General features: G+C 68.2%; 20 protein-coding genes. 8 read left to right on the plus strand and 12 right to left on the minus strand.

Annotated elements, in window-relative coordinates:
* The first annotated feature begins 87 nt into the window (after positions 1-87).
* Both ACIBG5_RS29625 and ACIBG5_RS29630 read left to right on the plus strand, forming a co-directional pair.
* Positions 88-1350, plus strand: a complete 1263-nt coding sequence (locus tag ACIBG5_RS29625; RefSeq protein ID WP_396394762.1) for an ATP-grasp domain-containing protein — start codon at positions 88-90, stop codon at positions 1348-1350.
* Positions 1347-2567: an MDR family MFS transporter gene (locus ACIBG5_RS29630; RefSeq protein ID WP_396394763.1), complete on the plus strand. Its 1221-nt coding sequence runs from the start codon at positions 1347-1349 to the stop codon at positions 2565-2567. Before ACIBG5_RS29625 ends, ACIBG5_RS29630 begins: the two co-directional genes overlap by 4 nt.
* A 177-nt stretch (positions 2568-2744) precedes the next feature.
* Here the strand turns inward: ACIBG5_RS29630 and ACIBG5_RS29635 are convergent, their stop codons facing one another.
* On the minus strand, positions 2745-3503 hold the full coding sequence (locus ACIBG5_RS29635) for an alpha/beta hydrolase (protein WP_396394764.1): 759 nt from the start codon (positions 3501-3503) through the stop codon (positions 2745-2747).
* 227 nt (positions 3504-3730) lie between these two features.
* Between ACIBG5_RS29635 and ACIBG5_RS29640 the strand changes: the two genes are divergently transcribed.
* A complete protein-coding gene (locus tag ACIBG5_RS29640; RefSeq protein WP_396394765.1) occupies positions 3731-4615 on the plus strand; it encodes an alpha/beta fold hydrolase in 885 nt (294 codons plus the stop codon).
* 9 nt (positions 4616-4624) lie between these two features.
* Here the strand turns inward: ACIBG5_RS29640 and ACIBG5_RS29645 are convergent, their stop codons facing one another.
* A complete protein-coding gene (locus ACIBG5_RS29645; protein ID WP_396394766.1) occupies positions 4625-5491 on the minus strand; it encodes a phosphotransferase in 867 nt (288 codons plus the stop codon).
* Positions 5492-5619: 128 nt separating this feature from the next.
* On the opposite strand from ACIBG5_RS29645, the gene ACIBG5_RS29650 reads away from it, so the two are divergent.
* Complete coding sequence (locus ACIBG5_RS29650) at positions 5620-6135, plus strand: hypothetical protein (RefSeq protein WP_396394767.1); 516 nt, start codon at positions 5620-5622, stop codon at positions 6133-6135.
* 5 nt (positions 6136-6140) lie between these two features.
* Here ACIBG5_RS29650 and ACIBG5_RS29655 read toward each other — a convergent pair whose 3' ends face one another.
* The 5 genes from ACIBG5_RS29655 to ACIBG5_RS29675 all read right to left on the minus strand — a co-directional run bounded on the left by ACIBG5_RS29655 (position 6141) and on the right by ACIBG5_RS29675 (position 12566).
* A complete protein-coding gene (locus ACIBG5_RS29655; RefSeq protein ID WP_396394769.1) occupies positions 6141-7964 on the minus strand; it encodes an AMP-dependent synthetase/ligase in 1824 nt (607 codons plus the stop codon).
* 143 nt (positions 7965-8107) lie between these two features.
* Positions 8108-10873 (minus strand): BTAD domain-containing putative transcriptional regulator, encoded by a 2766-nt coding sequence (locus tag ACIBG5_RS29660; RefSeq protein ID WP_396394770.1) that lies wholly within the window; start codon positions 10871-10873, stop codon positions 8108-8110.
* Positions 10874-10964: 91 nt separating this feature from the next.
* Entirely contained in the window at positions 10965-11990 is a 1026-nt protein-coding gene (locus ACIBG5_RS29665; protein WP_396394774.1) for an aspartate-semialdehyde dehydrogenase, read from the minus strand.
* A 193-nt stretch (positions 11991-12183) separates the two neighbouring features.
* Positions 12184-12369, minus strand: a complete 186-nt coding sequence (locus tag ACIBG5_RS29670; protein ID WP_393391369.1) for a tautomerase family protein — start codon at positions 12367-12369, stop codon at positions 12184-12186.
* A 53-nt stretch (positions 12370-12422) separates the two neighbouring features.
* Positions 12423-12566, minus strand: coding sequence for a hypothetical protein (locus ACIBG5_RS29675; RefSeq protein WP_396394775.1), 144 nt, complete (start codon positions 12564-12566; stop codon positions 12423-12425).
* Positions 12567-12861: 295 nt separating this feature from the next.
* On the opposite strand from ACIBG5_RS29675, the gene kduI reads away from it, so the two are divergent.
* From kduI to ACIBG5_RS29690, 3 genes are read left to right on the plus strand one after another with little or no spacing between them, the layout of a single operon-like run.
* Positions 12862-13698 (plus strand): 5-dehydro-4-deoxy-D-glucuronate isomerase, encoded by an 837-nt coding sequence (gene kduI / locus ACIBG5_RS29680; protein WP_396394776.1) that lies wholly within the window; start codon positions 12862-12864, stop codon positions 13696-13698.
* On the plus strand, positions 13695-14456 hold the full coding sequence (locus ACIBG5_RS29685) for an SDR family oxidoreductase (protein ID WP_396394777.1): 762 nt from the start codon (positions 13695-13697) through the stop codon (positions 14454-14456). Before kduI ends, ACIBG5_RS29685 begins: the two co-directional genes overlap by 4 nt.
* Positions 14457-14488: 32 nt before the next feature.
* Positions 14489-15253 (plus strand): IclR family transcriptional regulator, encoded by a 765-nt coding sequence (locus ACIBG5_RS29690; RefSeq protein ID WP_396394778.1) that lies wholly within the window; start codon positions 14489-14491, stop codon positions 15251-15253.
* Here ACIBG5_RS29690 and ACIBG5_RS29695 read toward each other — a convergent pair.
* The 3 genes from ACIBG5_RS29695 to ACIBG5_RS29705 are packed head-to-tail and all read right to left on the minus strand — an operon-like array spanning position 15250 to position 17618.
* Positions 15250-16023: an ABC transporter permease gene (locus ACIBG5_RS29695; RefSeq protein WP_396394779.1), complete on the minus strand. Its 774-nt coding sequence runs from the start codon at positions 16021-16023 to the stop codon at positions 15250-15252. The two genes, ACIBG5_RS29690 and ACIBG5_RS29695, sit on opposite strands and share 4 nt — an antisense overlap.
* Entirely contained in the window at positions 16024-16791 is a 768-nt protein-coding gene (locus ACIBG5_RS29700) for an ABC-2 family transporter protein (protein WP_396394780.1), read from the minus strand.
* Positions 16788-17618, minus strand: a complete 831-nt coding sequence (locus ACIBG5_RS29705) for an ATP-binding cassette domain-containing protein (RefSeq protein ID WP_396394781.1) — start codon at positions 17616-17618, stop codon at positions 16788-16790. The genes ACIBG5_RS29700 and ACIBG5_RS29705 overlap by 4 nt, the downstream gene beginning before the upstream one ends.
* Before the next feature lie 131 nt (positions 17619-17749).
* Here ACIBG5_RS29705 and ACIBG5_RS29710 point away from each other — a divergent pair, with 131 nt between their 5' ends.
* Positions 17750-18406 (plus strand): MerR family transcriptional regulator, encoded by a 657-nt coding sequence (locus tag ACIBG5_RS29710; protein ID WP_396394782.1) that lies wholly within the window; start codon positions 17750-17752, stop codon positions 18404-18406.
* On the opposite strand, the gene ACIBG5_RS29715 is transcribed toward ACIBG5_RS29710, so the two are convergent.
* Complete coding sequence (locus ACIBG5_RS29715) at positions 18391-19602, minus strand: MFS transporter (RefSeq protein WP_396394783.1); 1212 nt, start codon at positions 19600-19602, stop codon at positions 18391-18393. The two genes, ACIBG5_RS29710 and ACIBG5_RS29715, sit on opposite strands and share 16 nt — an antisense overlap.
* Complete coding sequence (locus ACIBG5_RS29720) at positions 19599-20225, minus strand: MOSC domain-containing protein (RefSeq protein WP_396394784.1); 627 nt, start codon at positions 20223-20225, stop codon at positions 19599-19601. The genes ACIBG5_RS29715 and ACIBG5_RS29720 overlap by 4 nt, the downstream gene beginning before the upstream one ends.
* Positions 20226-20268: the final 43 nt, after the last annotated feature.

Here is a 20268-nt window from a genome sequence, read left to right on the forward strand (position 1 = left end):
CGGGGATAGGGAGGAGTTCCGATATGCGGGGGCTACCTCAGACCGGCAGGGTTTGGGTCGCACGGATCCTCTCTGACAGGAGCCACGGTGTTCGACGATGTTGTGCCCAACACGCGGCCTCGCGTTCTGGTTGTCGGCGGCAAGCTGAAGCATGTGTGCAAGGCCCGGGAGCTCGGCCTGGATGTGGTTCACGTCCAGTTCCCGAACGAGTACGACCGCGGCCACTGGCCGTACGTCGATCAGGCGCTGCTGCTCGACTACGGCGACATCGACCGGCTCCTGCCGCTGGTCCGGGCGCTGCACGCGGCGTACCCGTTCCAGGCGGCCGTGTCGCTGACCGAGCTCGGGCTGCTGCCGACGGCGCGGATCAACGAGGCGCTCGGCCTCCGCGGCGAGTCGGTCGAAACCGTGGAACTGCTGCTGGACAAATGGCGGATGCGCCGGCACCTGGCCGCAAGGGACATCAGTCCGGTGGCCTCGGCGGTCGGCCGGTCCGGGCAGGACATCCGGGAGTTCGTGAAGGCGCACGGGCTCCCGATCATCGTCAAGCCGGTCCGCGAATCGGGCAGCCTCGGCGTCTTCCGGGTCCGCGGCCAGGCCGACGTCGACGTCGTCGCCGACCGCTACCGATCCCTCGACGACGTGCAGTGGGCCGCCGGCGACCTGGCCTTTGCCGACTCGTTCCACGAGTTCCTCATGGAGGAGTTCCTGGACGGCCCGGAGATCAGCGTGGAGACCCTGTCGTTCGACGGCCGGCACGTGATCGTCGCGGTGACCGACAAGGAGGTCGGCGGCGCCGGTTTCGTCGAGATCGGACATTCGCAGCCGAGCGGCCTCTCGGCCGGGACGCTGGGCGAGGTCACGCAGTTGGTGACCGGCTTCCTCGACGCGGTCGGCCTGCGCAACGGTCCAGGGCACACGGAGGTCAAGTTGACCTCGCGCGGCCCGCGGATCGTCGAATCGCACAACCGCATCGGCGGTGACCGGATCAACGAACTGGCCGAGATCGCGTACGGCGTCGACATGGAGCGCTACGCGCTGGGCGCCGGCTTCGCCCTGGTGGAACCGCTGGCCACGTCTCCCGAGCCTCGGGGCGGAGCCGCCGTACGGTTCATCACACCGGAGCCCGGACGGGTCGTCGAGGTGACCGGGGTCGACGCCGTCCGCGCGGATCCGGCGTACGTCGACCTCCGGTTGGACGTGAAGCCCGGCGACGAGGTACCACCGCTGACCTGGAACGAGGACAAGGTCGGTCACGTCATCGCCCGCGGTTCCACCGCAGCCGAAGCGATTGCCCACGGCAAGCGACTGGCCGCGGCGATCCAGGTACGCACGGAGCCCATCCCGTGAGCACCGCGCCGTCGGACCCGCCGGGCGTCGACGACGCGCGATTCCGCGACGCGCTGCGCGGCCTGCCCAGCCAGGTGTGGATCATCAGTCTCGGCATCCTGGTCAACCAGGTCGGCAACTTCCTGCCCGTGTTCATCGTGCTCTACCTGACCCAGCGCGGCTATTCCGCCGGCGCCGCGGGGCTCGTGCTCGGCGTGACGGGTCTGGGCAAGGTGCTCGGCAACGCCGTCGGCGGTTATCTCGCGGACGGGCTCGGCCGGCGATGGACGATCGTGCTGTCGGCGGTGACCACCGCTGGGCTGACTGCGATCGTGCCGTTCCTCGGACCGCTCCTGGCCATCGTCGCGGTGGCCGGGCTCATCGGCGTGACGTCGCAGCTCTACCGGCCGGCCGCGGCCGCAGTACTGATCGACTCCGTGACGACCAACCAGCAACGGCTCGCCGCCGTCGGGGTGTACCGGTTCGCGATGAACATCGGCGCTGCACTGGGCGGCGTCATCGGCGGAGTGCTGGCCAGCACCTCCTATGTGGGGCTGTTCCTGGGCAACGCCGCGGCGTGCCTGCTGTTCGGCGTGGTCGTGGCGGGGCTGCTGCGGGATGCGCCCCAGGTGGGGTCTGACGATGCGGAAAGGGAGGATGACCGGGCGGTCGGCTATCGACAGGCGCTGTCCGACCGCCTGCTGGTGCGATTCCTGCTGATGACTGTGGTCGCCGAGTTCGTCTACATCCAGTCGACCGTCGGCCTGCCCCTGCACGTCAACGACGCGGGTCTGAGCCCGCGAGACTTCGGCCTGCTGATCGGGCTCAACGCTCTGCTGGTCCTGGTGCTGGAGCTGCCCATCACCGGCTGGGTCTCGCGGTACCGGCCGGAATACGTCCTGGCGATCGGCAACCTGATCGTCGGTATCGGTCTGGCGCTGACCGGGTTCGCGACCGACATGGTCCTGTTGTCGGCGACGGTGCTGATCTGGACGTTCGGCGAGATGGTGACCAGCACGTACTCCCAGGCGTATCTGGGAAGTCTGGCTCCGCCGCAGATGGTCGGTCGCTACCAGGGGCTGCACGGCGTCGCGTACACGATCGGTACGGGCGCCGGACCGCTCATCGGCGGTGCCGTGTACGCGATCGGGCCCTGGGCGCTGTGGGTCCTGATCGGCGCGGCCGGGCTGCTGTCGGCCCAGCTCTGCCTGCCGCGCCGTCGCGCAGCGTCTCCTTGAGCAGACGGCCGGCCTCGCGTCCTGGAGCTGGGGGGGTGAGCTCGATCAGGTTCGGCGAAGTCGGCCGTCCGTACATCCAGTGTTGCTCGTCGTTGGACTAGAGACCTGTCCAGTGCGTGTCTGATCGAGCACAGCTGTGCGGCGGCCGGGTATGAGCCGGCCGCCGACAGCTTCAGATCAGGCCGGTGATGGGACGGATCGGCCCAGATGGCGGGCGAAGAAGTGGCCCGAGATCTCGGTCTCGAACCAGGGAACTTCGTGATGGCCGCCGGGGTTGGCGTGCAACGTCTTCTCCTTCGAGGCGAAGGCGTCGAACAGGGCGAACCCGGATTCGCGGTCGATCTCCGCATCGTCCCACGGGAGGATGAACTCGACCGGGATGGTGATCTGCCGTGCCGCCTCGGTCAGGGCGTCGTACACGAAGACCCCACCGAAGACCGCTGCGCTGATCCTCGGCTCGATCGCCGTCCACATCAGCCCGATCGTGCTGGCCAAGGTCATGCCGCTGTAGCCGATCGGCGCGTCGGTGCCGATCTCGGGCAGTGCCTGGAGGGCGTCCAAGGTCGCCTGCCATTCCGGTACGGCGCGCTCCGCCAGCGACGAGTTGTAGTCGATGACGATCGGGCCGATCGGTTGACCGGCCGCTCGAGCCTCGAGGAGAGCCGAGACCCACTTCCCGTCCTCCGCCGATCGCGGCCGGTCGCCGTGTCCGGGCGCGTCGATGGCGGCCACGGTGAAACCGCAGGTGGTCACGTAGTAGTGCGCACGGGCCACGAGTCCCTGCGCCTTCTTGTGCAGGCCGCCGCCGTGACCCATCAGGTGCAGTGGCGCACCGTCGGCTCCGGATTCCGGGGACCAGAGGACGCCGGTGATGTCACCCAGGACGAAGTCGCGTTCGATGACGCCGTTCGATGAATTCTGCGTAGTGAAATGCATGATGTGTCGCCTTTCGGAAGTGCCTTCAGATTCAGGCGCTCCCGGCGACACCTACGTCAGTCGCCCAACCGTGACCACGACCGGGGAGCACCCACGAGGATGCAGGTTCATGGGTCTCACCTCCTAGAGCAGTGTCACGTGCACCCGAAACCTACCAGCCCTCGCTTCCCGCCGCCCAACCATTTTCCGGCCGGTGATGGGACGGGTTGGGACGTATGCTCGCGGGCATGTTGAGTGATGGGGTGCGGGTTGTGGTCGCGGGCGGGGTCGAGCACTGGGTCCGGGTTGCGGGGGCTCATAACGGCGGGGTGCCGTTGGTGCTGTTGCATGGTGGGCCGGGTGAGAGCTGCTACTCGGTCGAGCAGTCGGTCGGGGACGAACTGGCGAAGGTCTCGACGGTGATCTTCTACGACCAGCGTGGGTGTGGACGTTCGGCCAAGCCGACCGAGCCGGATACCTACACCATGACGCGGTTGGTGGCGGACCTCGAGGAGATCAGGTCGGCGTTGGGCTTGGACCGGATCATCCCGTGGGGTGTCTCGTTCGGCTGCCTGCTTGCCGCGGAGTACGCCGTTGCCCACCCCAACAATGTCGATCGCCTGATCCTCCACGCTCCCCCGGTCGTCGGTCCGTTGCACCCGGGTCTCTGGTCGCTGCGTCCTAACGCCGTCGACACGTTCCTCGCGCCGGCCGAACGGACAGAACTGCGGACGCAACTGGACGGCCTGACCGATCCGATCCAGCGGACCCTGGCCGCGATCGGAGCGATATCGTCGAGCCAGCACGCCGCCCGGTTCTTCTACTACGACCCGGCCAACATGCCTGAGCCCGACCCTGCCGCGCCCGAGATGAACATGGAGATGGCGCTCGCACTGGTCGGCACCGAACGTCCCGACCTTGCCGACGACTTGGCTGCGATCACGATCCCCGCGCTGGTGATGATCGGACTCTGGGATCGCCACGTGGGCTTCGACATGGCCCGCGACCTCGCTAACCGCATGCCCAACGCTGTGCTATGTATCTTCGACCGCAGCGGTCACCTGATCGACGAGGAACAGCCGACCGACTACGTCGAAGCCATCAGCACCTACGTCCGCGACGCCGCCAAATGACGGCGATTTCTACAGACCATCCAGTCGCGTGGCCATCGTGTCGAGGGTCGGCCAAGGCGGACCCGTGCGCAGCGCGCGCAGGAACTCCTCTCCGAATCGCCTCCCGTTCGGGAACTGGTCGCCAATATCCCAACGCCACGCTGCGACCATCGCGAGAACGAGTTGCCGGCACTCGTCCAGCAGTCCTTGGTCAACGCCCGGGTAGTGCTCGCAGACCGCCGCTGGAACATGGGCGAGGTCGAACTCGACGGGTCCACGACAGCACGTCTCGAAGTCGATGAACAACGGGCCGTTCTTCGTGCTGAGCACGTTGCCTGGATGCGGCTCGCCGTGGAGCAGCTGCTCCACGGCGCCGCGGTCCTCGATCGCCCGTCGCAGGCTTCCCAGTCTGCTGCTGAGGAACACACGGTCCGCGTCAGCGAGCTTCGGCGAGAGATCCGGGTCGCCAACGATTTCCTCCGCCTCCGCGATCCGATCCGTGAACCGTGGGCTCGGCACATCAACCTTGCGCATGCCGGCGTGCAGCTGCTCCAGCGCCTTGGCGTAGTCGGCTGGTGAGACGTGAGGTGTCACGGGCTCGTAGTAGACCCACAGCGTCACTGCGAAGCCATCGCAGGTGTACACCAGCGGGTCCACCCGTGGCTCCAACGCACCCACCGGGCTTCCGGCCTCGGCGAGTCGTTGAGCGAGCTCGACTTCGAACTGGGCAACCTCTTGCCCCACAGGCGCGACCCGGGCAAAGACATCGCACGGCGTCAGCCGCAGCGCCAGCTTGTTCGAGTTGTGCAGAACGACGGCGTCGTTGACTGGAAGAGCGAGCGATGCGGCGATCGAAGTCGCAGCCGCTATCGCCCGGGTGATGTCGGACATCTCCATGATCTGGTGAGGCTACCTGCGTGATCTTGTTCTGTCGTTCGTATTTGGCCGGACCGCGGTGGCCGAGAGTCCCGTGCCGCCGGGAAATCCGGTGGTACGCCGAGGCGCAAGGGTCCACTGTGGTGGTCATGCACCTGACGTTCCATCACGACCCGCGCGGCGAGTGCTTCACGCTGATCCGGCGAGCGGACGGCGCGGTGTTCACCCTGTCCTCGTACTCACGCAAGCATCGCGTCCCCCACGACCTCGCGCACGCCGTCACCGAACGCGAACTCGGAATCGCCGACGGCATCTTCGGCTGCATCGCGGCAGGCGCAGTGTTCGACAGCATGCAACAGACGGCAGGCAAGAAACGCCACGACGCCAAAGTCCGCAGCACCCGAATCCTGAAAGCGCCGAACAGCATCGGCGTGAGCGAGGTCCTCACAAGCGTCATCCACGAAGCCGTCGAGAACGATCGACGTACGCCGTACGCCCAAGCCCGCGAGAGCTGGGGCATCAGCCGGGCGGACGCCTGTCCCTACGACGACACGGACCTGGACCGCGCCACCAACACACTCCGGGAACTGAGCCACTGCTGGCAGTCGAGCCTCGACCCCCTCGTCTTCCCCTGGCCGACCAAACTCCAAGCTGCCACCCGCTAGCCCGACTACTCGTACATCTTGTCCAGTACCTCGGCGTACTCGTTCTCGACGTGCTTGCGCTTCAGCTTCAAGCTGGGCGTCATCTCACCGGACTCGACCGTCAGATCACGCTCCAGGATCGTGAACTTCTTGATCGTCTCCCACCGGTTCAGCCCGGCGTTCAGCTCGTCGACGTACCCCTGCACCATCACCCGAGCCGCATCCGAGCTGACGATCTCCGCATAGGACCGTCCACCAAGACCGTTGGCGGCGCCCCACCCGACGACCGCATCAGGATCCAGCGTCACCAACGCCGACACGAAGTTCCGCTTGTTGCCATGGACAACGAACTGGCTCGCGTACGGGCAGATCGTCTTGAACCGGCCCTCGATCACCTGCGGCGCGACGTACTTGCCGCCCGACGTCTTGAAGAGGTCCTTCTTCCGGTCGGTGATGAACAGATACTCGTCCTCGAAGTGCCCGATGTCCCCGGTGTGGAACCACCCGTCGGCATCGATCACCTCGGCCGTCTGCTCAGGCTGATTGTGGTACCCGCTCATCACGCCGTCGCCCTTGATCAGGATCTCGCCGTCCTCGGCGATCTTGAACTGCGTGCCGGGGAACGCGGGACCCACACTGCCGAGCCGGTACTGCGTGGGCCGGTTCAGCGTGGCCCCGGCCGCCGTCTCCGACAGCCCGTACCCCTCGAGAATCAGCAGCCCAGCGGCGTGGAACCACTCCGCCAGCTTCTTGTCCAGCGCCGCCGACCCGGACACGAAGAACCGGATCCGTCCACCGAAACGAGCCCGGATCTTCGACAGCACGAGCCGGTCCGCGGCGGCGTACTGCGCCCCGAGCAGACCGCCCGGCTCCTTGCCCTGCTGGCGCAACGCGGACACGCGAGCGCCGACTCCGAAGGCCCAGTCGAACAGCTTGGCCTTCGCCCCACCCTCGGACGCGATCATCGTCACGATCCGGCCGTGCGCCTTCTCGAAGATCCGCGGTGCCGCGGCCATGAACGTGGGCTGGACGATGGCGGCGTTCTCGACGATCTTGTCGATCCGCCCGTCGATCGCGGTGGCGAACCCGAGCTGGAACTGGACGGCGAGCAGCACCTGACCGAACACGTGCGACAACGGCAGCCAGAGGAACTGCAGATCGTCCGGGCTGAGCACCCGCATCCCCTCGACGGCGGCGCCCTCGTACGTCCACACCGAGTGCGGCAGCCGCACTCCCTTCGGTCGGCCGGTGGTGCCGGAGGTGTAGATCAGCGTGCAGAGATCTTCTGGCTTGACCTTGGCGATCCGGCCGTCAACGGCGTCCATCTCGTCCGCACCCAGCGCGTCCAACGCGGCAAGACTGATAACCCAGTCTCCATCGCTGTCCAATGGTTCCCCGTCGATCAGCACCACCTTGCGCACCGACGGAATCTCCGCCTTGCGCTCCCGCAGCTTGTCCACCTGAGCCGCGTCCTCGGCGAAGACGACCTGTACGTCGGCGTCCGCGATGATGAACGCGACGTCGACGGACATCGTGGTCGGGTAGATCGTGGTCGTCGCGGCCGCGGCGAGGACAGCGGCCAGGTAGCACTCGACCCACTCCATCCGGGTGCTGGACGCGATCGCGACCCGCTGCTCGGGCTGGACGCCGAGGGCGACCAGGCCGGCCGCGCGGCGGCGCGCCAGTCCGTCCATGTCGCGCCAGCTGACCGACGTCCAGGAGTCACCCGACGGGTACCGGAAGGCCTCTCGGTCGGGAGTCGCGGCGACCCGGTCCAGGAACATCTGGGCCATCGTGTCCTTGCGGTTGCTGAGCAGCGCGAGCTGGCCGGAATCGGCGACAGGCGTCATAACTGGCCTCCATCGGGGGTCAAGTAACCGGAGAGTAATCGGTACCGGGCACCGCTGACCATGGGCACTCGCGTACCCACGTCAGCCTTCTGCATTACGTTTCCGCAACAGGTAACAGGTACCTACGGCCGGTGCCTCCAGTCTTACTGTCCGTTCAACCGCTGCTGATCCAGGGCGTGCCGAGCAGCCTCGGCATCGGGGTGATCGAGCGCCTCGAGGATCTCCAACGCCTCGGTCCAGCTGGCGTGGGCCGCGTCGTCGTACCCGGCTCGCTCCTCTACCTCGGCCCGCGCCATCAGGCACTCGGCCGTCTCCAGCCGACGGCCCTGCGCGCGCACGATGTCGACCGCGGTCGTGTAGCTGGCGATCGCGTCGTCGAGCCGTCCGGCCGCGGCCAGCGCGAAGGCCATCGTGTCGCTGACGACGGCACGCCCGTACTCCGAGTCCTGCTCCTGGAAGAGCTTCAGTGCCTGCTGTGCATAGTCGACCGCGGCCTCGTACTCGCCGAGCTGCGCGTAGTACCAGCCGAGGTTGTTGAGCGCGGTCCCCCGCGCGTCGGTGTGCCCGGTCTGCTCGTAGATCCGCAGCGCCCGGACGGTCTTCTCGATCGCCTCCCGATGCTTTCCCATCCTGGTGAGCACACGGGCCAGGCTGAGCGACCCGTGCGCGATGGCGGGCTGGTCGTCGAGCTCCTCCGCGATCCCCAGGGCGAGTTCGTGATGCCGGATGGCGTCGTCCCACTCCCGCATCGCCATGTGGCCGCGGGCCAGGTCGCGGCGCGACTGGGCCTGCTTGCGCAGGTCACCGAGCCGCACGGCCGCCTCGAGCGCCAGCCCTTCGGCCTCCATGTACCCGGACCGGCCGCGGAAGTCGAGATAGTCCGCGATCGCCCACACATACAGCCAGAGCCACTGATCGGCCGGCCCGGCCGCGGATTGCAGTACGGCGAGATTGTTCGGCTGCTCCGAGTCGAACCAGGCGAACGCCTCGTCGCGACTGGCCGGCAGCACGAGCTCCACCGCCGGATCGAGCTCCGGCAACGCGACCGGCTCCCGGCTCGGAGCGAGGAGTAACGCTCCAGCGAACCCGGTGTGCACCAGATAGCCGAGCAACCGCGTGAACGCTTCGGCAGCCTCGTCGGGCTCGCACAGCTCACGCGCATACGTCCGCAGCAGATCGTGCAGAACATAGCGATCCGGTGTGATCTCGACCAGCTGATGATTGGCCACCAGTACGGCGATCATGTTCCGGGCGTCGCGGATTGGCGTACCGGCCAACGCGGCGGCCGCACCCGTGGTGATCTCGCTGCCGGGATGCTGCGCCAGCAACCGGAACATCCGCGCCAGCTCGGGCCGCAGCTGCCGGTAGGACCAGGAGAAGATCGTCCGTACGTCGACTCCGTCGGTGGTCGCCAGCGCGTCGAGCGGCGCCTCGTTGACCAGTTCGACGAACGACATCAGCTCTCGCCGCGGCCGCAGCGCAATCTGGGCCGCGAGCAGCGACAGGGCCAGCGGAAGACCGGCGCAGCGGTCGATCAGGGTGTCGACGCTGGCCGGATCCTCGCGCAACCGCCGCTCACCGACTCTTGCCACGAGCAACTGTCTCGACTGGTCCGGGTCGAGTACGTCCAGCCGGATCGGCTCGGCCTGCTCAGTGGCGACCAGACCCGCGAGTTCGTTGCGGCTGGTGACGAGCGTGATACAGGTCGCGCCGGTGGCCGAGAGCGGCCGGACCTGCTCCGCCGTACGGGCGTTGTCCAGCACGACGAGAACCGAACGGTCGACGAGCAGGCTGCGGTACAACCCGACCTGTTCGTCCGCGGTCACCGGGAGGCGGTCGGCCGGGATTCCGAGTGCGGCGAGGAACCGGGGCAGCACCGAGTGCGGGTCCGCCGGCACCGCGGCGGGCGAGTAGCCGAGGAGGTCGGCGTACAGGATGCCGTCCGGGAAGCGGTCCGCGACCTGCTTGGCCCAATGGATCGCCAGCGAGGTCTTGCCGATTCCGGCCGGGCCGATGACGAGCGCGACCCGCGAGCCCGGCAGGAGGTCGTCAAGCTGCCGGAGGTGCTCGGTACGGCCGGCGAACGCCGGTGCGACGGACGGCAGCTGCCGCGGTACGACCATGCTCTCGGTGTCGGTCGCGGCGAGCAGTTCGGCATGCAGACGTTGGAGTTCGGCACCGGGTCCGACGCCGAGGAGATCGCGGAGCCGGCGCGACACCTCGCTGTACGTCGACAACGCGAGAGCCTGCCGCCCGGCCGCGTGATGGGCGCGCATGAGCTGGGCCCAGAAGCGCTCCCTGGTCGGGTATCGATGGACCAGCTCGGTGAGTTCGGGGATGACGTCGGCCGCGGCCCCCTGGGCGAGTCGGGCGTCGAACGACAGCTCCTGCGCCCGGAGGTGCTCCTCGACGAGGCGCGGAGTCATCTCTCGGGTGAGAGCGCCCGTGTCGAGGCCGGCGAGCGGCTCGCCTCGCCAGAGCGCGAGGGCCTCGGTGAGGAGTTCGGCCCTGGCCGAGGGATCCGTCGTCTGGCCCGCACGCCGGACCAGCACGCGGAACACCTCGAGGTCGAGACGGGACGGGTCCGCCCGCAGCGAGTAGCCGCCGTCGCCGGTCTGGATCATCGTCCGGTCCGTGTCGCCCAGCGCGGCTCGCAACCGGGACACGTAGATCTGCAGCGCCGCCCGCGGACTCGTCGGGAGATCGTCGTCGTCCCAGAGCACGTCGACCAGATCGTCGGCCCGCACGGTCCGGTTCAGCCGCAGCAACAGGGCGGCCAGCAGCACCGCCGGACGATGTGACGGCAGCGGAACGACGTCACCGTCGGCGGTCCGAACCTCCACCGTCCCCAGCAACCGGAACCGCAGATCCGCGGATCCGATCACAGCCCCTTGCTCCAGCTCGGTCACCTCCGCACGAAGGAGACCTCACCCTATCCTCGCGGCTGGTCCATCGCGCCCCTCCGCAGGAGGGCCGCAGATTCAAGCGAATGCTTTCCGATCAGCGCCGGGCGAGGAGCTCCGCGATCTGGACGGCGTTCAGCGCGGCGCCCTTGCGGAGGTTGTCGTTCGACACGAACAGCACCAGCCCCCGGTTGTCCGGGACGGACTGGTCCTGCCGGATCCGGCCGACGTACGACGGGTCCTGGCCGACCGCGAGCAGCGGCGTCGGCAGGTCAGCGAGTACGACGCCCGCCGCGGAACCGAGGATCTCGGTGGCGCGATCCGGCGTGATCGGCTCCGCGAACTCGGCGTGGATGCTGAGCGAATGGCCGGTGAACACGGGCACCCGGACGCAGGTTCCGGCCACCGGGAGCTCCGGGATGTGCAGGATCTTGCGGCTCTCGTTCCGCAGCTTCTGCTCCTCGTCGGTCTCACCGGTGCCGTCGGCAACGACCGATCCGGCCAGCGGGAGGACGTTGAACGCGATCGGGCCGGCGTACACCTTCGGCTCCGGGAGGGTGACGCCGTCGGTGCCGCGGGCCAGGCGGCCGCCGTACTCGATCAGTGCCTTCGCCTGGTCCTCGAGTTCGCTGACGCCGACGCCACCGGAGCCGGAGACGGCCTGGTAGGTGGAGACGATGAGCCGGGTGAGCGTCGCCTCGCGGTGCAGCGGGGCGAGGACGGGCATCGCGGCCATCGTGGTGCAGTTCGGGTTCGCGACGATCTTCTTCGGGAGGTGGTCGAGATCGGCCGGGTTCACCTCGGACACCACCAGCGGCACCTCGGGGTCCATCCGCCAGGCGGACGAGTTGTCCACCACGACAGCGCCGGCCGCGGCCACCTTCGGCGCGTACTCCTTCGAGGCCGTCTTCCCGTTGGAGAACAAGGCAAGATCCAGCCCACCGAAGTCCGCGGTCGCCGAATCCTCCACCGTGATCTCGCGGTCGCCGAACGGCAGCGTGCTCCCCGCCGACCGCGCCGACGCGAAGTACCTGACGTCGTCCACCGGGAACTCCCGCTCGACCAGCAGCTCCCGCATGACACTGCCGACCTGTCCCGTGGCTCCGAACACACCTACTCGCATGCCCGAGACAGTAATAGGTGAGCCGTGGAGTCGCGCGTGAGTTTCAGGTACCGGACCTCCAGCACTCACCAACGGGCGGTCCGCGCGAGCGTTCACGCTCAGGCGGGCCACTCCCGGACTCACCAGTCGCCGTTGGTGAGTGCTGGCGGTCCGGCTCGGCGCCCTGGGGCGGGGAGGGCGCCGGGCCGGGCACTCAGGCGTCGGCGACGAGGGTGCCGCCGTTGGCCACGTCGGTCTTCTCGATCTCGGTGAACACGATGCGGACGGACTCGCGCTTGGCGCCGAGGATGGCGATGGCGGATTCGGTGACGGCGGCGACGAACTCGCGGCGCTGGTCGAGGGTGCGGCCGGACAGGAGCTCGACGGTGATGTTCGGCATGCAGATTCTCCAGAGAGTTGGCGGTTCTGTGTTGTGGGACAGTGTTCCAGGCATCAGCCGACGGCGGCGGCCCGTCTCGCGGCGACGTCGTCGGGGTCGGTGTCCAGCGACGCGACCATGTCGTCCACCTCCGGGCGACGCTCCGGGAGTAGCAGCCCGAGGCCGACGTACACCACCAGGGAAGTTGCCAGCGGCAACGCGACGACCAGCGTGGTGTGATCCGCGCGAACTTCAGCGCCCCGGCATCGGTCAGCCGGCGGGCCTTCGGCACCAGCACCGGCGCAAGGTCGCGGGTGATGACGGACGAGATCACGTTCGCGCCCGAAGCGACCATCGCCATCGTGTGCGAGAAGAACCCAGCCAGCACCAGCGATGGGCGAGTGAGTGGAAGGTTCCACTGAACAGAACTGAGTGTCAAGTCACGGAACCCGGAACCTATCGCGGTCCAGTTCCACGGTTGACAGGAGGTTCCGTCGATTAGAACCTTGTTCCGTGAATGCTCAGCCGCCCCTCCGCATCAGGCATGCCACCCATCCCGATCAGGTGCCCGGCTTCGACACCGCCGCCTTGCGCTCGCACTACCTCGTCGACGATCTGTTCACGCCCGACACGGTCACCGCGGTGCTCACCCACCACGACCGGATCGTGCTGGCCGGCGCCCGCCCCGCGACCGGTCCGCTGACGCTCGGCACCTGGCCCGAACTCCGCAGCGAGTACTTCCTCGAACGCCGCGAGGCCGGCATCGTCAACGTCGGCGGCCCGGGCACAGTCACTGCGGACGGCACCAAGTACGAGCTGCCCACCGGAGCCTGCCTGTACGCCGGCCGTGGGGTTCGCGAGGTCGTCTTCGAGGGCCCGGATGCGGCGTTCTACCTCTTCTCGGCCGCCGCGCACACCGAGTTCCCGACCACATTGATCAATCCCGGTGAAGGCAACCGGCTCGAGCTCGGCGACCAGCAGACCGCGAACCGCCGCACGATCGACCAGTACATCCACGCCGACGGCGTCCGCAGCTGCCAGATTGTGCTTGGCGTCACCACGCTGCACGCCGGGAGTACGTGGAACACGATGCCCGCGCACACACATGACCGTCGTACCGAGTGCTATCTGTACTTCGGCCTGCCCGAGACCGAGCGGATCGTCCACCTGCTCGGCGAGCCCGAGGAGACCCGGCACCTCCTGGTCGCGGACCGCCAGGCGATCATCTCGCCCAGCTGGTCGATCCACTCCGGCGCCGGCACGTCGTCGTACAGCTTCGTGTGGGCGATGGCGGGCGAGAACCAGGCGTTCGGGGACATGGACGGCATCGACGTCCGGGACCTGCGGTGACGGCTGACCCGTTCAGCCTCCGCGGGCGTACGGCGCTCGTCACCGGAGCCCGGCGGGGTATCGGGGCGGCGATCGCGGCCGGGTACGCCGCGGCCGGCGCCGAGCTGATCCTGATGGCGCGCGACGCGGCGCTCCAGGAGACGCTCGAAGCGATCAAGCAGAACGGCGGCGGTGAGGCGACGGTTGTCGTCGCCGACTTCGCCGACCCGGACGCGGTCGAAGCAACCGCGGTCGAACTGGCGCGGACGCGGCGGATCGACATCCTGGTCAACAACGCGGGCACGATCCGGCGCGGGCCGGCGGCCGAGACCAGCACCGCCGACTGGCGGCACGTGATCGACGTGAACCTCAACTCCACCTGGGCGGTGACCCGGCCGATCGGTGCCGCGATGGCCGAACGGCGTACCGGCAAGATCGTCACGATCGCCTCGTTGCTGAGTTTCCAGGGCGGGATCCGGGTTCCGGCCTACACTGCCAGTAAGCACGCGGTCGCGGGACTGACCCGGGCACTGGCCAACGAATGGGGTCCGGCCGGGGTCCAGGTGAACGCGATCGCACCCGGCTACATCAGTACCGACAACACCACCGACCTGCGCGCGGACCCTGCCCGCGATGCCGCCATCCGGGAGCGCATCCCGGCCGGTCGCTGGGGGCGGGCGGAGGATCTGGTCGGCGCCGCGGTCTTCCTGGCCTCGGCGGCGGCCGACTACGTCAACGGGCACGTGCTCGCGGTCGACGGTGGCTGGCTGGCCCGGTGATCGGCGCAGGAGGTGACGTGAGGAGTGGCAGGATGACCGACATGAGTTCGCCCTCGGCCATCGACAAGACGCTGATGGTGCTGGACGCCGTCCTGGAGCACTCGCGCTTCACCGACGTCGTGAACGCGACCGGCCTGGCCAAGTCGACGGTGCACCGGATCATGGCGTCGCTGGTGGAGCACGAGTTCGTCGCCCAGGCCGACGACGGGTCGTACCACCCGGGACCGAAAGCGCTCCGGCTGGCCGGTCACGCCCTCACCAACGTCGACCTGGCCACCGTCGCCCGGCCGGTCCTCGCGGATCTCGTCGCGCAGACCCGCTGCACGGTGCACGTCGGCCTGCTCAACGGTGACGAGGCGATCTACGTCGCTCGTCTCGACGGCCCGAAGCCGTACCGGATGCCGTCTCGCGTGGGCAAGGCGTTCTGGCTGCACTGCACCGGCATCGGCAAGGCGCTGCTGGCCGAGAAGGACGATGAGGCCCTCGACGCGCACATCACCCGCACCGGCCTGCCGGCCCGCACTCCCCTGACCCATACGACCGCGGCGGCGCTCAAGGCCGACCTCGCCCAGGTCCGCACCCGCGGCTACGCGTTGGACGACGAGGAGAACGAACCGGGCATCCGCTGCGTCGCTTCGGTCATCCACGACCACACAGGTACGGCGATCGCCGCCGTCAGCATCTCCACCCTGTCTCTGGAGCAATCCATCGCCCAGGTGGCGCTGATGGCTCCCGCCGCGATCGAAGCCGCGCGCAAGATCTCCGCGGCCCTCGGCTACCTGGAGCCCACCCGCTAACTCGTGGCGCTGGTGTAGCGGCGGAGTCCACGGCGCCAGATCAGCCAGGCGATTCCGCTCGCGCCACCGGCAACAGCGACTGCGGCAACGACGCCTCCGCCCATGAGTGCTTCGACCGGGACGGTGGCGATCAATGCCACGGGCAACGCGTAGGTGAAGGCGACCCGCAGTACAGGGCTGTAAATCTGGACCGGATACCGAGCGAATTGCCAGACTGCGTCGTACAGCACATCGAGGTCGAGCCCGAACGCCCAGAACACCACTGACGCCAGCATCAACCGCGTCGCCCACATGACGACGGTCGCCGCGGCCACCACCACGAGCCAGCCGAGAACTCCGGTCGACGTGATCGTCAGGCCCGCCCGCGCGATCCCGCCGATCGCGATGCACAGCCCGACTCCGACCTGGATCAACGCCAACGGCGCGAAGGCTCCGAAGCTGGCCAGGAAGATAGCCGGCGCCGGCTGCAGCAGCACGGCGTCGAACTGCCCGTTCTTCACCTGGCCGCCGAACCACGCCAGGTTCGGTTCGACGAAGGTACTGCGAAGTCCGGTGACGACCTGGAACGTGCCGAGCAGTACTGTCGCCTCACCCGCAGACCAACCGCCGAGCGAGGCCGTGCGACTGAAGACCATGCCGAGAGCGGCGAGCGAGGCGGCAGCGCCGATGCAGGTGGTGACGAGTTCGAAGAACATGTCCGCGCGGAACGCCAAGGTGCGCCGCAGCGACAGGGAGAACAGCGCCCCGAAGAGCCTGATGAGCCTGAACACCTATCCTCCGAAGGCAGTGAAACGACGGACGGCGCGCCGCCAGACGACGACGGCGATCACGATGAAGGCGACCAGCCAGCCGGCCTGTGTCGCGTAGAGCTGGAGCGGCTCCCGGATGTTGCCAGCGGCAACCTCGGCCGGGGCACCCAGCATCGACCAGAACGGCAGGACGGCGCCGATCTCCCGGAGCGGACCGACCAGGTAGGTCAGAGGCGCCGCGGTGCCACCCAGCAGGAAGATCAACGTCTCCCCCACCCCGACCGCACCGTGCGCGCGCTGCATCCACACGGCCGACAGTGCCAGCGTGTAGGTGAAGACGAAGCGCAGCGCCGCGGCCAGTACGACGGCAGGCAACGCCAGCAGGAGATCGAGGCCACGCAAGGAGACGCCGGCGAACAGACCGACGATCACGATGACCGGCAGGCCGAAGAGCAGATGCCAGAACCGCAGTGCGAGGTTGGTGGCCAGCAAATCGAGGACCACCGGCCGCGGCTTCACCAGTTCGGCCGCGAACTCACCGCCGTAGATCGCGTTCGCCAGCGTGTGGTGCTCGAACGAGACCGTCACCAGTTGAACGGCGAGGAGGACAACGTAGTACGTCGTGATGCCGCTGCTCCCGGGGACGGCGGACGACCAGACGAAGAGACCTAGCAGCGGTGTCACCGTCTGGCCGGCCACCAGCGTGATCACGAAGGACCGGAAGCTCCACCACTCCACCGAGCTGCGCCAGATCCCCGCCCGAAGCAGACGAAGGGTGTGCCCGGTCACCGCGCCCCGTCCCGGTACAACCGGTCCAGTACGACGTCGAGCGCCGGATCCACGAGGTCCGGTGCAAGGGTCATGCTCAGCGCGCCGAGGTCGCCGTCGTACCGGATGCGGCCGTGGTCGATCAGGATGACCCGGCGGCACAACGCCTCCACGTCGGCCATGTAGTGACTGGTCAGCAGGATCGTTGCCCCGGTCCGGGCGGCGTACTCGGCGACGAACCGGCGGAGCGTCGCGGCGGCCGAGACGTCGAGTCCCAACGTCGGTTCGTCGAGGAACAGGACCTTGGGCCGGTAGACCATCGCCATCGCCAAGCCGGCCCGCATCCGCTCGCCGAGGCTCAACGCCCGCACCTGGCGCGGCAGCAGCGCGCTGATGTCGAGCAGCTCGACGAGTTCGTCCACGGCAACCCGGAAATCCTCGCGCGGCACTTCGTACAGCAATTGCTGATAGCGGAGCGAGTCCATGACCGTGAGCTCTGCGGGGCCGCCGATCGGCTGGCTCCCGCGGATCAGGGCGATCGTTCGCAGATAGCTTCGGCGCCGCTGCCACGGCTCGGAACCCAGCACCCGGACGTCTCCGGTGGTGGGATGCAGGATGCCGGCGAGGATCTTCATGGTCGTGGTCTTGCCGGCGCCGTTCGGCCCGAGGAAGCCGACCACCTCGCCCGCGGCCAGCCCGAAGGTCAGGTCCGTCACCGCGTCGATCTCGCGGTACTCGCGGCGTACCACCGAGCGGAGCGCCGCCCGCAGACCGGCCGCGCGGACCGGTGCGCGGTACCGCATCCCCAGCCGCTCGACCCACACTGTCCTCGCCTCGTCAACACTCATAGGCTCAACCTAGAAAGCTGATGCAAGATGAAGGGTTTGGAGGGATCTGGGTGCGTGCCTCAGGCGCTGAGAAGGCGAAAAGCCTTCATCTGGACTCGAAGCAGTACTTGCGCCCGATCGACCTTGCACGGTTGGCCGGCCTAGGGGTCACGCAGATCCGCACCTACGAGAAGGTCGGCTTCCTGCCACCGGCCGAGCGCGGACCGAACGGGTACCGCCGCTACACCGACGAGCACGTCGACGCCCTGCGGGTCGCTCGCATCGTGATCGCCGGCTACGGCTGGCAGCCTGCCCTCGACGTCATGCGCGCGATCCACGCGGGCGACCGGACGGCAGTGCTCGACCTGGTCAACGCCGCCCACGCCACCCTGGACCATCAGCGCGTCCGTACACAGGCCGCACTCGACGCGATCGAGTCAGCCCTTCGCCCGACCACCTCGCATCTGCGGACCCGCCGCCTCCGGATCACGGAAGCTGCCGCGATGGCCGGCGTCAGGCCGTCGGCGGTGCGGTTCTGGGAGCAGCAGGGGCTCCTGCAGCCGGAGCGCGAGGCGTCCACGGCGTACCGGATCTACAGCCCGGAGCAGTTGAGACGGTTGACAGTCGTTGCGCTGCTGCGGGACGTCGGGCAGCGGTTCGACGTGATTCGAGACGTCCTGGACGAGCTCTCACAGGGCCGCCCCGACCAGGTCAGACGTGCTCTGCACGAGCGCCTCGACATCCTCGAGGACCGAACGTGGCGCTGCATCGAAGCAACCGCCACGATCCACCGCTACCTGACCAACTGAGCCGTACGCCGGGCGCCGGCCCACCTGACGACGGGGACGAAGAGGACGCCGGCCACGGCGAACCAGACGCCCAGGATGATCCAGCCGGGGACTCCGAGGCCCAGTGGGAGCAGGGCCAGGATGGTTGGGGCGACCATGGTGCTGATGGACATGCTGGTGTTCCAGACGCCTTGGTACTGGCCTTGGGCGTGCTCGCCGGCGAGTTCGAAGCCGAGCAGGAACGAGCCGGAGGACTGCAGGAGCTCGCCGGCCACCTGGACCAGAGCACCGAGGGCGAGCAGGCCGACCGCGACCGCGGCGTTCCCCCAGGAGGCGCCGGCGAACAGGATCATCGATGCCAGGAGCAACAGTCCGGCAGTCCGGGTGGCCCGCGCTGCCGTGGTCAGATCCGAGATCCCGCGCGAGGACCGGACCTGGAAGAGCGCGACCACCACGGTGTTGATGATGAGCGTCACGGCGACCATCCAGCGGGGCGCCTCGGTGTGGTCCACCACCCAGAGCGGGATCGCGACGTCGAAGATGGCGTAGTGGATCGACATCGCGGCGTTCAGCGCGGCCACCGCCAGATACCCACGATCGCGCAGGGCGACCCAGACCGGTCCGTCGTCGCTTCGTTCAACCGGTGCCACAGCAGGCACCGCCAGTACGACGAACGCCGCGATCGCACTGAGCATCGCGTCGAGCACGAACATCAGGCGGTACGCCGTACCTGTGTCGAAGTGCAGGGCGAACGCACCGATTCCGGCGCCGGCCATGATGCCGATGTTGGTCACCGCCCGCAGGTAGGCACGGGCGGCAACCCGGCCTGCGCCTTGCGTGATGGCGGCGATCAAAGCGCCCCGGACGGCCCCCGCTCCCCGGTCGAAGGCAGTCAGCACGATCGACACGATCAGGAACTGCCAGAAGGTGTCCACCAGCAGGTAGAGCAGCGACACCCCGCAGAGCATCAGGCTCAGGACGACGAACAGGGTGCGCGGACCCCGGCGATCGGCCAGATGCCCCATCGGCACCGCCGACAGCAGACCGAACAGCCCGGCGACGGTGAGCCCGAGACCCACCTGCGCGATGGACAATCCGACGATCCGGGTGAAGTACAGCACGCTGACCGTCATCAGTAGCCCGTTGCCGACCCGGCTGAGCAGGGTGGCCAGTGCGAGCGGGCGAAGCGGTCCAGGTGCGGGCAGCAGGCCGCTCATGCGCGCGCCGCGACGCGCTGCGCGGTCTCACGGAGCTCATCCATCAGATCGACGCCGGAGTCCAGCATCCGCTGCATCTTCTCCGGTTCCTGCCGGCCGAACATGACGCCGATGGTGACCTCGTGCTCCGGCCGGCTCAGCACCTCGACCGGATCACCGGCAGCGATCGATCCGGTCCGCAGTACCTTCAGATAGGCGCCCGGACGGCCGGCCTGGTGGAATCGCTTGACCCAGTGCGGCTCCTGCATCCTGTGCTGGAACGTGACGCACGGGATCCGCGGCGCGCGGACCATCACCTCGACCTCGGCACCGATCCGCCAGGTCTCGCCCAGCAACGCGCCGGTGATGTCGAGGCCCTCGGTGCGCAGGTTCTCACCGAACAGACCGGTCGGGATCTCCCGGCCCAGTTGCGCAGACCACCAGTTCGCGTCCTCGTCGGCGTACGCGTAGATCGCCAGGTCCGGGCCGCCGTGGTTCTTGGTGTCACACACCCTGTCACCGGTCAGCCCGAGCTCGCCGACCTGTACGCGGCCCGCCTGCGGTCGTTTGTCGATGGCGGTGAGTCCGGTCTCCTTCGGACCCGGAATCAGTTTCTCCACAACGTTGACCGTCAGCACCCGCATACCGGGCATACTCCCTCGCCCGGCGTGCGGTCTCCACCGAATT

It is taken from the genome of Kribbella sp. NPDC050241 (genome assembly GCF_044459685.1).
In the GTDB taxonomy this organism is placed as follows: domain Bacteria; phylum Actinomycetota; class Actinomycetes; order Propionibacteriales; family Kribbellaceae; genus Kribbella.